At 73.7% G+C, this 11,843-nt stretch carries 12 protein-coding genes; 4 read left to right on the forward strand and 8 right to left on the reverse strand.

What is annotated here, in order from left to right:
* Both G5C62_RS21890 and G5C62_RS21895 read left to right on the forward strand, forming a co-directional pair.
* A partial coding sequence (locus G5C62_RS21890; protein WP_164702667.1) for an alpha-amylase family glycosyl hydrolase occupies positions 1-1,411 on the forward strand: 1,411 nt, incomplete at its 5' end.
* Between the two features lie 176 nt (positions 1,412-1,587).
* Complete coding sequence (locus tag G5C62_RS21895; protein ID WP_164702668.1) at positions 1,588-2,223, forward strand: hypothetical protein; 636 nt, start codon at positions 1,588-1,590, stop codon at positions 2,221-2,223.
* A 12-nt stretch (positions 2,224-2,235) separates the two neighbouring features.
* On the opposite strand, the gene G5C62_RS21900 is transcribed toward G5C62_RS21895, so the two are convergent.
* From G5C62_RS21900 to G5C62_RS21930, 7 genes are all read right to left on the reverse strand, one after another.
* Positions 2,236-2,622: a DoxX family protein gene (locus G5C62_RS21900; protein ID WP_164702669.1), complete on the reverse strand. Its 387-nt coding sequence runs from the start codon at positions 2,620-2,622 to the stop codon at positions 2,236-2,238.
* Between the two features lie 24 nt (positions 2,623-2,646).
* A complete protein-coding gene (locus tag G5C62_RS21905; RefSeq protein WP_036336504.1) occupies positions 2,647-3,129 on the reverse strand; it encodes an SRPBCC family protein in 483 nt (160 codons plus the stop codon).
* Positions 3,126-3,485, reverse strand: coding sequence for a helix-turn-helix transcriptional regulator (locus G5C62_RS21910; RefSeq protein WP_164702670.1), 360 nt, complete (start codon positions 3,483-3,485; stop codon positions 3,126-3,128). The genes G5C62_RS21905 and G5C62_RS21910 overlap by 4 nt, the downstream gene beginning before the upstream one ends.
* Positions 3,486-3,597: 112 nt before the next feature.
* Positions 3,598-4,344, reverse strand: coding sequence for an ANTAR domain-containing protein (locus tag G5C62_RS21915; protein ID WP_164702671.1), 747 nt, complete (start codon positions 4,342-4,344; stop codon positions 3,598-3,600).
* Between the two features lie 78 nt (positions 4,345-4,422).
* Positions 4,423-5,190 carry a sulfite exporter TauE/SafE family protein gene (locus G5C62_RS21920; RefSeq protein ID WP_164702672.1) on the reverse strand — a complete coding sequence of 256 codons (768 nt, stop codon included), beginning with the start codon at positions 5,188-5,190 and terminating at the stop codon, positions 4,423-4,425.
* Positions 5,187-5,975, reverse strand: coding sequence for a sulfite exporter TauE/SafE family protein (locus G5C62_RS21925; RefSeq protein WP_164702673.1), 789 nt, complete (start codon positions 5,973-5,975; stop codon positions 5,187-5,189). The genes G5C62_RS21920 and G5C62_RS21925 overlap by 4 nt, the downstream gene beginning before the upstream one ends.
* 55 nt (positions 5,976-6,030) lie before the next feature.
* Entirely contained in the window at positions 6,031-7,548 is a 1,518-nt protein-coding gene (locus G5C62_RS21930; protein ID WP_164702674.1) for a GGDEF domain-containing protein, read from the reverse strand.
* A 180-nt stretch (positions 7,549-7,728) separates the two neighbouring features.
* Here G5C62_RS21930 and G5C62_RS21935 point away from each other — a divergent pair, with 180 nt between their 5' ends.
* Positions 7,729-8,262: an SRPBCC family protein gene (locus G5C62_RS21935; RefSeq protein ID WP_206330781.1), complete on the forward strand. Its 534-nt coding sequence runs from the start codon at positions 7,729-7,731 to the stop codon at positions 8,260-8,262.
* Between the two features lie 99 nt (positions 8,263-8,361).
* Here the strand turns inward: G5C62_RS21935 and G5C62_RS21940 are convergent, their stop codons facing one another.
* Positions 8,362-10,983 (reverse strand): RNA helicase, encoded by a 2,622-nt coding sequence (locus G5C62_RS21940; protein WP_206330782.1) that lies wholly within the window; start codon positions 10,981-10,983, stop codon positions 8,362-8,364.
* A gap of 452 nt (positions 10,984-11,435) precedes the next feature.
* On the opposite strand from G5C62_RS21940, the gene G5C62_RS21945 reads away from it, so the two are divergent.
* Positions 11,436-11,843 (forward strand): SDR family NAD(P)-dependent oxidoreductase (locus G5C62_RS21945; RefSeq protein ID WP_206330783.1); only part of this gene is annotated, 408 nt, incomplete at its 3' end.

Below are 11,843 nucleotides of genomic sequence, written 5' to 3' on the forward strand. Positions count from 1 at the left end.
CCGGACGGCGAAGGACCGCGGCATGCGGGTCATCGCCGACCTGGTCGTCAACCACACCTCCGACCAGCACCCGTGGTTCCAGTCGGCCAAGGCCAGCAAGGACTCCCCGTACCGGGACTTCTACGTCTGGCGGGGCGACGAGCCGCCGGACACCAGCGACCAGGTGGTCTTCCCCGATGCCGAGGGCGGCATCTGGACGCACAGCCCGGAGACGGGGGAGTGGTACCTGCACCGCTTCTACTCCGAGCAGCCCGACCTCGACGTCACCAACCCCCGGGTGCGGGACGAGATCGCCAAGATCATGGGCTTCTGGCTGGAGCTGGGCCTGTCCGGCTTCCGGGTCGACGCCGTCCCGTTCCTGCTGGAGACGGACGGCGTGGACCCGGACGACGCCGCGCACTTCCCCGACCCGCACGAGTACCTGCGCGCGCTGCGTGCGTTCCTGGGCCGCCGCACCGGCTCGGGCGTCCTGCTCGGGGAGGTGAACCTGCCGTTCGAGCAGCAGGCGGAGTTCTTCGGCGGGCAGGACGGCGACGAGCTGACCATGCAGTTCGACTTCAACACCATGCAGCAGATGTACCTGTCGCTGGCCCGCGGTGACGCCGGGCCGCTGGCCGCCTCGCTGGCCGCCCGGCCGGCGATCTCCCCGGACAGCCAGTGGGGCACGTTCGTGCGCAACCACGACGAGCTCACCCTGGACAAGCTCGGCGACGACGAGCGGGCCGAGGTGTTCGCCGCCTTCGGGCCGGAGGAGTCGATGCAGGTCTACGACCGTGGCCTGATCCGCCGGCTGCCGCCGATGCTGGCCGGCGACCCGCGGCGGGTGCGGATGGTCTACAGCCTGCTGTTCTCCCTGCCCGGCACCCCGGTGCTCTTCTACGGCGAGGAGATCGGGATGGGGGAGGACCTCTCGGCCGGCAGCCGGCTGTCGGTGCGCACCCCGATGCAGTGGACCAGCGGCGCCAACGGCGGCTTCTCCGACGCACCGGCGAAGGAGCTGACCCGGCCGGTCGTCGACGGTGGTTTCGCCCCTGAGTTCGTCAACGTCGCCGACCAGCGCCGCGACCCGGACTCGCTGCTGTCGTTCATGAAGCTGCTCATCCGCCGCTACCGGGAGTCCCCGGAGCTGGGCTGGGGCGGCTTCCAGCTGCTGGAGCAGCCGCACGCCGCCGTCCTGGCGCACCTGTGCACCTGGGACGACGGGGCGCTGCTCGCGGTGCACAACCTCGGCCCGGACCCCTTGACGGTGCCGCTCACGGTGCCCGGCTGCGGGACCGGTCACCGGCTGGAGGACCTGCTCACCGCAGGCGGCGAGCAGCTCGCGGAGGACGGCTCGGCCGAGCTGGCGCTGGAGGGCTACGGGTACCGCTGGCTGCGGGTCGTCGCCGAGGACAGCCGGCGGCTGCTGTAGCCGACGCCGTGCCGGCGAGGCCGACGCTGCGCCGGCGGAGTTGACGCTCTGGCCGCGGGGGACCACGGTGGGTCACTCCCCGCCGGTGTCCCGCGCGTCCCGCGCGCCACACCCGGGCACCTGCACTGGTTCGTCGCAGGGCCCACCTAGCGTCCGCACCCGAGGTGATCACACAGATGAGCGACGAGCAGGACGTGCTGGCGGCCGGACCGGTCGAGCAGGACGGACGACGGACGGACACCGGGTCGACGGCGGCGGCGGTGGTGCCCGGCCAACGGACGCAGGGTGGACCGGGGCCGGCCGTGCCGGAGACCGCGGACGAGGTGCCGCAGGGCGCACCGGTCGAGGCGGCTGCCGCGGCCGGGCCGGAGCAGGGGGAGGAACCGGCCACCGAACCACCGGCTCCTCCCCACCCGACCGCCCCGGTCGGCTTCCGGCCTCGGCCGCGACTGCCCCGGCGCGGGGGACCGATGGTGCGGATGGGCCCCTGGGCCCCGGTGGCCGGCGCCGGGATCGGCCTGCTGCTGGGCCTGATCGTGGTGCTGTTCCTGGCGCCGGCGGTGGACACCTTCGACCAGCGGCTGTCCCTGGTGTTCGTCGTCCTCGGGCTGACGCTGCTGGGCGCCGGCGGCACCCTCCTGGCCGACGAGGTGCGGCTGCTCCGCCGCGGCGCCCAGGCCGCCGAGGTGCGGGCCTCGAACGCGGGGGTGATCGCCGGTCTGCTCAACGGCCTCACCCCGGCCCGGCTGCTGATCACCGCCAGCGCCTTCGTGCTGCTGCTGAGCGCCTACGTCACCAACGGCGGGGTCTGACCCCCGGCCCGGTCAGCGCTGTCCCCGCTGACCGGGCCACACCCAGGCCAGGCCCGCCGCGGCCAGCCCCAGCACCACCGTGAGCAGGGCGCTGGTGTGCAGCACCGCCACGTTGGTCACGGTCGCGCCCACCATCAGCAGGGCGAGGCAGATCGCCGCCGTCCGGGCCAGGCGGGGCACCAGGAGGCCGACCGCGCCGGCCAGCTCCAGCGACCCGACCAGGAACCGCAGGCCCTGGCCCGCGCCGATGTCGTCGAACAGCTCGACCATCGTGGCGTCGCCGCCGAGCTTGGCCAGGCCCGCCGCCGCGAAGACCGCGACGAGCCCGATCCGCACGGTCCAGTGGGCCACCGTCCCGATGGTCGACCCGGGTCGCCGTCGGGTCCCGGTCGTCGTCATCGCCGGCTCCTCCTCGGCCCGGGATCAGCCGGCGAGCAGGGCGTCGAGGCGCTGGTAGCCCTGCCGCACCCCGCTCTCCATGCCGCTGGCCAGGAAGCCGTCCCGGCCCTCGAAGGAGTCGACGAGCGAGGTGGCGGTGAGCCGGGTGCGCCCACCGGGGAGCTCCTCGAGCACGAGCTTCTCCAGTGCGACGCCGTCCGGGAAGCCCTCGTAGGTGAAGGTCTGCACGATGAGCTCGGGGGAGCGGACCTCGTGGAAGCAGCCGTGGAAGCCGTGCTCCTCACCGCCCTGGACGTGCACGTAGCGGTACGAGCCACCGGTGCGGCAGTCGTAGTGGTCGATCCGCGACTCGATGCCGTTCGGGCCCTGCCACTGCACGACCAGGGCCGGGTCGGTGTGCGCGCGGAACACCTTCTCCCGGGGGGCGTCGAACTCGCGGGTGATCCGGACGAGCGGGACGTCCGGGTCGGCGACGATCTGGGTCTCTCGGGTGTTGGTGCTGGTCATGACGGGCCTTCCTGTCCAGGGGTGGGGGAGACGTCGTCCGGCATGGCAGCCAGGACGTCGTCGAGCCGGCGGTAGCGCTGCTCGGCTGCACGCCGGTAGCGCTCGATCCACTTCGTCATCAGGTCGAAGACCTGCGCCTCCAGGTGCACCGGGCGGCGCTGGGCCTCCCGGCTGCGGCTGACGAGGCCGGCGTCCTCGAGCACCTTGAGGTGCTTGGACACCGCCTGCAGGCTCACCTCGTAGGGGGCGGCTAGTTCGTTGACCGTGGCGTCGCCGAGGGCGAGCCGGGCCACCATGTCGCGCCGGGTGGGGTCGGCCAGGGCCGAGAACACCCGGGACAGGGCATCTGCCGCCACGACACCCCCTCTTGTTGTCAACCGATCGGTTGATGACGAGGGTGGACCTCCGTCGAAGGCTTGTCAACCACCTGGTTGAACAGATGCCCGGCACGCCGTCTGGCGGCGCCGGTCAGGAGCTGGTGTCCGCGGTCCGCAGCTCGGCCAGCGACAACCGGCCGGTCACGAGGTCGTCGGCGAGGTCGTCGACGACCCGACCGGTGGTGAAGGCGTGCGCCCGGAGCACGGCCAGGGCGTCGGCGGTGTCCAGGCCCAGGGCGACGTTCACCATGCCGGTCGCCTGCCAGACCCGCGCGCGGCTCGAGGCGTCCGGCCCGTCCCACCAGCCGCGTTGCGCCCCCGTCGCCGGGGCGCCGGTCACGGTGGCTGCCATCGCCCGGGTCAGCGCCTCGGTCACCTGCACGACGTCGTCCCGGTCGGTGGCCGGCAGCGTGGCCGGCTCACGCACCCAGAGGTCGAGGACGACCAGGGGCCCCAGCGGCGGTGGCAGTGGCACCGACAGGACGCCGCGGAACGGCGTCTCGCCGATCAGCGAGGCGTGCAGCTCCGGCCAGTTGCGGGCGATGTCCGCCGCATCGAAGGCGATGACGCGGCCGTCGTCGTGCGCGCGCAGGCACGGGCCGGCCCCGTGGGTGAACTGCAGGCGCTCGGCCAGGGAGGCGGCCGGGTCGCTCGCGCCGATCGGCATGCGCCGGCCGTGCACGTCGTGGACGCTCAGCCCCGCGCCGTCGATCGGGAGGGCGGCGACGCACGCCTGGGTGAGCCGGACGGCGAGCATCTCCGGACCGCGCAGTTCGGGCGGGGGCAGCTGACCCAGTGCGGCGGCGAACCGCTGGGCCGCAGGGCTGGTGCCGGTCATGACGACTCCTGTCCGAGGGGTGCGGGCGGCGCACGGCCAGCCTGCTGCCCGCAGCCACCGCGCACCACCGGAGGGCGGTCAGCCGAAGGCGTCGAGCCCGAGGTGGACGGCGAGGGCCAGCCCGGCGACGGCGATCAGCCGGCGGAGCAGCGTCTGCGGCACCCGGCGGACCACCCGCGGGCCGAGCCGGCCGCCGAGCAGGAAGCCGATCGCCAGGGGGAGGGCGGCCAGCCAGGCGACGTCGGCGAAGAAGGCGTAGCCCACCGCGGCGACCCCGTTGGCCAGCCCCAGGACGACGTTCTTCAGGGCGTTGCTGCGCGGCACGCCCTCGCCGGTGCCCAGCAGGTACATCGCCAGCAGCACGACGCCGGCGGCAGCTCCGAAGTAGCCGGCGTAGACGGAGGCCCCGAAGGTGCCCAGCACCAGGCCCCAGTGGTCGCGGTGCCGCTGCCCGGCCGCCGCACCCTCGGCGGCCAGCTCACGGGGCGGGCGCTGGACGAGGATGGCGACCGAGGCCCCGGCGATCAGGAAGGGCACCAGCCGCTCGAAGGCCGCTGCTGAGGTGAGCAGCAGCAGGACCGCACCGGCGACGCCCCCGAGCAGTCCGGCGGCCCCCAGCCGGACCAGCCGGTCCCGTTGGCCGGTCAGCTCCGGTCGGGACGCGCTCACCGCGCCGACGCCGCTGAGCACCAGCGCCACGGTGTTGGTCACGTTGGCCGCCACCGGCGACAGGCCGGTGGCCAGCAGCGCGGGGTAGCTGATCAGGGACGCCAGCCCGGCGATGCTGCCGATCAGCCCGGCGCCCAGCCCGGCCAGCGCCAGGAGCCCGAACTCCAGGACGCTCATCGGCGGAGCAGCACCCAGATCGCGATCAGCCCGAGCACCACGATCGCGGTCCGCAGCAGCGCCGCGGGCAGCCGCCGTCCGAACGTCGACCCGACGTACCCGCCGACCAGCGCACCGGCGGCCACCAGGGCGGCCGCGCGCCAGTCGATCCGCTCCGCCGCCACCACCACGTAGGCCAGCGCCGCCACCGCGTTGACGGCGAGGGTCAACACGTTCTTGATCGCGTTGAGCCGGTGCAGCGGCTCGCGGAGCAGCAACCCGAAGATGCCGATCTGCAGCACCCCCTGGCTGGCGGCGAAGTAGCCGCCGTAGGTGCCGGTCGCGTAGGCGCCGGCGAACAGCCCGGCCAGCCGGCGGGGGCCGATCCCCTGCTCCTCCTCGACGGTGCCCGCCCGGGCCCGGCGCGCGGCCAGCCGGCGTTGCAGCAGCGGCTGGACGGCGACCAGCACGACGGCCAGCCCCACCAGCGCCGGGACGATCGCCTCGAACGCCGAGGCAGGCAGGTGCAGGAGCAGGAAGGCGCCGGTCAGGGCCCCGAGCACCGACGCCGGGAGCAGCTGCAGCAGCAGCCGGCGTTGACCCCGCAGCTCCCTGCGGTAGCCGATCGCCCCGGTCAGGTTGCCGGGGACCAGGCCCAGGGAGTTGGTGATGGTCGCGGTCACCGGGGGCAGTCCGACGGCCAGCAGCACCGGGAAGGTGACCAGCGTGCCGGAGCCGACGACGGCGTTGATGCCGCCTGCGGCCAGCCCGGCGGCGGCCACCGCGACCATCTCCCACGCCGTCATGCCCGCATCGCCGCGAGGGTGTCACAGCGGCCTCGTGTGAGCCCGCGCACGGCGGTCAGGCCGGGGTGAGCGCTCCGGTGCTGACCGGCGGCGGGGAGCCGGCGACCCGCACCCGGTTCTTGCCCGCCGCCTTGGCCGCGTACATCGCCAGGTCGGCCTGCTGCAGCGTGCTGGTCCAGGAGGCGCCGGGCAGCACGCACGCGGCGCCCACGCTGGCGCCCACCCGCGCCGTGCCGGCACCCAGCTGGACCGGTGCGGACGCGACCTCGACCAGTCGCCGGCCCAGCGTCTCGGCCTCCCCGGCATCGGCGGCGTGCACCAGGACGGCGAACTCGTCGCCGCCCAGCCGGGCGCACAGGCCAGGCGCACGGACGACGCCGGCCAGCCGTGCGCCCACCGCGCGGAGCAGCTCGTCGCCCGCCGCGTGCCCCAGCCGGTCGTTGACCAGCTTGAAGTCGTCGAGGTCGACGAAGAGCACCCACGGGTCGCCGTCGGCGTCGGAGGTCGCTGCCGCCAGCGCGGCGGAGAAGGTGCTGCGGTTCGCCAGGCCGGTGAGGGCGTCGGTGCGCGCCTGCACCTCCAGCTCGCGGTAGGCGCTGGTCGCCCGCACGGCGAGGGCGGCCTGGTTGACCAGCGACTGGATCAGGGCCACGCCCTCGAGGTGCAGCACGCTGCCGCCCAGCAGGAGGTACCTGCCCGGCTCGTCCGGCATCGGGATGGCCGCCCAGCACCGCGCTCCGCCGGACGACACGATGAGCTGCTGGGGAGCCGCGATGCGCCGGGGGTTGCGGGCGGTTGCGGCGGCCAGGCCGGCGGCGACCGGGGTGCGGTCGAGGGTGTCGGGCAGCTGCTGGACCAGGCCGGCGCACCGCTGCACGACCAGGTGTGTCCCGTCGTCCTCGATGACGACCATGGACAGCCCGGGGGTGATCCGGCAGATGTGCTCCGCGGCCTCCCAGCCACGCTGCCTGATCTGCGCGACGTCGGTGACGCCGAGCAGCTGGGTGGTCAGCCGGGCGAGCGTGGCGTCCCAGGCCTGCGCCTGCCGGTGTTCCTGCAGCACCGCGGCCAGGTGCCGGGCGACCACGGCGAGCAGGGGCGCGATCGGGAGTGCGCCGAGCAGCGGGGCGGCCGGGGCAGCGCCGGCGTGCCCGGGGACGACCTCCCACAGCAGGAGTGCGGCGACCAGGCCGGCGCACTGGGCGGCCGTGTAGGCCCAGGTCTCCCACGTGCGGCCGTAGACGGCGCGGAACCACAGCGCGGAGAAGGTCACGCCGAGGGCCACCGCGGGCACCGGCGAGGCCAGGGCGAACACGCAGACGGCCACAGCGTCGAGGAGGTCCAGGGCGATCGACCCGCGACGGGCCGTGTAGCGGTGCAGCCAGGAGGCGAGCAGCGCGGCCACGGACACCGCGACCGCCGTCAACCGCCACGTGCCTGCGCCCGCCACGGCGCCGAACGAGGTGAGCACCAGGGAGACGACGGCGCAGGTCCCGAACAGCCAACGGGTGCGCTCGACCAGGTCGGCGGGGCGACGGAAGACCGACCGGTGCATCGCCGGGAGTGGGGGCATGTCGGTCCTCGTCGTCGGGCCCGGCTCCGCTCGCCGGTGCGTCCACCCAGGTCTTCGGCGTCGGAGGGCGGGACCTGGATCCCCCGATCGGGTCGCCCGCGCCGTCGGTGCCTTGCCTGACCACTGCCGGCCTCGGGGGCGGCGTGGACAGCCCCCGCACGGGTGAGGAGAGTGCGGGTCGTGCCCTCAGCCCCTCCCTCGTACTGTTTCGTCACCGTCTGGCGGGTGCCCGGCACGATCGCCGAGGTGCGGGCGGTGCTCAGCGACAGCGCTGCCCTGCCGCGGTGGTGGCCGGCGGTCTACCTCGACGTCGTGCCGGTCGCTGACGGCGGGCCGGACGGGGTCGGGCGCACGGTCGAGGTCTTCACCACCGGATGGCTGCCCTACACGCTGCGCTGGACGCTGCGGATCACCGAGACGATGACCGACACCGGGTTCGCCCTCGCCGCGGTCGGTGACCTGGTGGGCAACGGTCGCTGGACCTTCGCGCAGGAGGGGCCGGAGGTGGTGATCACCTACGACTGGCAGGTGCGCGCGGCCAAGCCGCTGCTGGCCCGGCTCAGCTGGCTGCTGCGGCCGGCGTTCGAGGCCAACCACCGGTGGGCGATGGCCCGCGGCGAGGAGAGCCTGGCGCTGGAGCTCCGCCGCCGGCGCGACCCGACCGCCGTCGTCCCACCGCCACCCGGCCCGACCTTCCGGCGGGCGCCCGACTGACTGCGCGGCCTACCGCGACATTGCACGCGCTGTGGACGCATCGCTCGCGCTGCAGCACGTGTACTGCGGCCGAAGCGCGTGCAATGCCGGTCCTGGCCCTCAGTCCTTGCGGCCGGCGTCGACCAGCCGCATGACCAGCACGCCCTCCTCGTCGGAGGCATCCAGGTCGATCTCGGCGTCGAAGCCCCAGTCGTGGTCGCCGGCCGGGTCGTCGAGGATCTGCCGCACCCGCCACAGCCGCGGCTCGGACCTGTCCACGATCAGCAGGGCCGGGCCGCGGGCGTCGCCGCCGGTGTTGAGGTCGGCGTGCTCGGCGAAGTAGGCCTGCACGACCTCGCCCCACCGCTCGGCGTCCCAGCCGGCGGCGGAGTCGAGCTCGCCGAGGTCGTACCAGCGCCGCCGGGCGATGAGCTCGACCCGGCGGAACAGCGCGTTGCGGATCATCGCGGTGAAGGCCCGCTCGTTGCCGGTCAGCGGGCGGGGCCGGGCCGGGACGGCGACCGGGGCGTCCAGCGGCTGGTCGGCGCTGGTCAGCTGCTCCCACTCGTCCAGCAGTGAGGAGTCGACCTGGCGCACCAGCTCACCCAGCCACTCGACGATGTCGGTGACCTCCTCGGTGCGGGCGTCGGCGGGCACCCCGGAGCGCAGCGCCTTGAAGGCGTCGGACAAGTAGCGCAGCACCGCCCCTTCGGAGCGGGTCAGCCCGTAGTGGTTCACCAGCTCTCGGAACGTCATCGCCTGCTCCCACATGTCCCGGACGACGGACTTGGGGGAGAGCTGCGCGTCGCGCGCCCACGGGTTGCCGGCGGAGTAGATCTCGAAGGCGTGGTCGAGCAGCTCCTTGAGCGGCTGCGGGTAGGTGATCTCCTCCAGCAGCTCCATCCGCTCCTCGTACTCGATGCCCTCGGCCTTCATCTGCGCCACGGCCTCGCCCTTGGCCTTGTTCAGCTGCGCGGAGATGATCTGGCGCGGGTCGTCCAGCGTGGCCTCGATGACCGAGACGACGTCCAGGGCGTAGGTGTCGTTGCCCTCGGCGTCCGGGCCGGGGGTGAGCAGGTCGATCGCGGCGAGTGCGAACGTCGACAGCGGCTGGTTGAGCTGGAAGTCCGGCGGCAGGTCCAGGGTCAGCCGGTAGCGGCGACCGTCGGGCTCGGGCACCTCGAGCCGCTCGATGACCCCGGCGGTGACCAGCGACCGGGCGATGCCGATCACCTCGCGGACGTGCCGCAGCTGGCGGGAGCGGGGCTCGTGGTTGTCGGTGAGCAGGTGCCGCATCGCCGCCACCGGGTCGCCCGGCCGGGCCAGCACGTTGAGCACCATGCCGGTCGACACCCGGAAGTGGCTGCTCAGCGGCTCGGGGTCGGCGTTGATCAGCCGCTGCTGGGTCGACTCGTTCCACGGCACCATGCCGTCGGGCACCTTGCGGCGCACCAGCTTGCGGCGCTTCTTCGGGTCGTCGGCGACCTTGGCGAACTGCTTGAGGTTCTCCACCTCGTGCTCGGGCGCCTGGACGACGACCGTGCCGGCGGTGTCGTAGCCGGCCCGGCCGGCCCGCCCGGCGATCTGGTGGAACTCCCGGGCGTTGAGCAGCCGCGTGCGGGTGCCGTCGTACTTGCTCAGGGCGGAGAACACCACGGTGCGGATCGGCACGTTGATGCCCACGCCCAGGGTGTCGGTGCCGCAGATGACCTTGAGCAGCCCTGCCTGGGCCAGCTGCTCCACCAGGCGCCGGTACTTGGGCAGCATCCCGGCGTGGTGGACGCCGATGCCGTGCCGCACCAGCCGGGACAGCGTCGTCCCGAACGCGGAGGAGAACCGGAAGCCGCCGATCAGATCGGCGATCGCCTGCTTCTGCTCCTTGGTGGAGACGTTCACGCTCATCAGCGCCTGGGCGCGCTCCAGCGCCGAGGCCTGGGTGAAGTGGACGACGTAGACCGGCGCCTGCCGGGTGTCCAGCAGCTCCTGGATCGTCTCGTGCATCGGCGTCGTCGCGTAGTAGTGGTGCAGCGGGACCGGGCGCTCGGCGTGGGCGACCAGCGCGGTGGGCCGGCCGGTGCGGCGGGTGAGGTCCTCCCGGAGCGTCGTGACGTCGCCGAGGGTGGCGCTCATCAGCAGGAACTGGGCCTTCGGCAGCTCGATCAGCGGCACCTGCCAGGCCCACCCGCGATCGGGGTCGCCGTAGAAGTGGAACTCGTCCATCACGACCAGGCCGATGTCGGCGTCCGGCCCCTCGCGCAGCGCGATGTTGGCCAGCACCTCGGCGGTGCAGGCGATGATCGGTGCGTCGGCGTTGACGCTCGCGTCGCCGGTGAGCATGCCGACGTTCTCCGCGCCGAAGACGCCGCACAGGGCGAAGAACTTCTCGCTCACCAGCGCCTTGATCGGTGCGGTGTAGAAGCTGACCCGGTCGGAGGCGAGTGCGGCGTACTGGGCGCCGGTGGCCACCAGCGACTTGCCCGACCCGGTCGGGGTGGCCAGGACGACGTTGGCGCCGCTGACCAGCTCGATCAGCGCCTCCTCCTGCGCCGGGTACAGCGGCGTGCCGGAGGCCTCGGCCCACTCGGCGAACCGGGCGAAGACCGCGTCCGGGTCGTCGCCCAGGGCGAACAGCTCCGAGAGGTCGCCGGGGTCGGCGATCAGCGTCGGCGCGTCCGGCGAGGGCAGTGCGGCGGCGGGGGAGTCGGTCGGGGTCGAGTCGGTGCCGGCAGGAGAAAGCGTCATCGTGGTGAACAGCGTGCCCGACGCCCCGGACGTTCCCGCACGGACGCCGCCGTCCGACGGCTCCGTGCGGCCCAGGTCACAGTTCGGTCACGAAGACTCAAGCGCGGGACTGGAACCGGCCGATACTGGTCACCGGGTGAACAACAGGTGAACGGAAGGTGGATCGGACATGCGTGAGAGTCGTTGCCCGGAGTGTCGTTGGGTGCCCGTCGTGGACGGTGCCGGTCGTCGTCACCTGGAGATGCGGTGGGACCGTCCCGGCAGTGCCGTCGTCGCGTTCCCCGGCTCGGGTCTGACCAGCCGGGCTGCCTGACGGTCGAAGAGGTCCGGTTCGTCGCTCCGCCGCAGGGGTAGGCGCGAGCACGACGCGGCACCGGGCCGGCGCGGAGGATGCGCCGGCTGCGTGAGCAGAGCGCTGGGGTGCCGCCGCCCGGACCGCAGGAGGTACCACCGTGTCGTCACCCCGCCCCGAGTCCCAGCCCGAGCAGCAGCAGACCCCGCCCGGCACGCTCGGCCAGATGGACCCCAAGCCCGACCACGGCGAGGAGAGCTACCGCGGCTCCGGGAAGCTGACCGGGAAGCGCGCCGTGATCACCGGCGGCGACAGCGGCATCGGCCGCGCCGTGGCGATCGCCTTCGCTCGCGAGGGCGCCGACGTCCTCATCGCCTACCTCGACGAGCACGAAGACGCCCGGGAGACCGCGAAGTACGTCGAGGACGCCGGCCGGAAGTGCGTGCTCGTGCCCGGGGACCTGGCTGACCGAGCGCACGCCAAGACAGTCATCCCGAAGGCTGTCGACGAGCTGGGCGGGATCGATGTCCTGGTCAACAACGCCGCCTTCCAGATGACCCACCAGACC

The sequence above is a fragment of the Modestobacter sp. KNN46-3 genome, assembly GCF_011039295.1.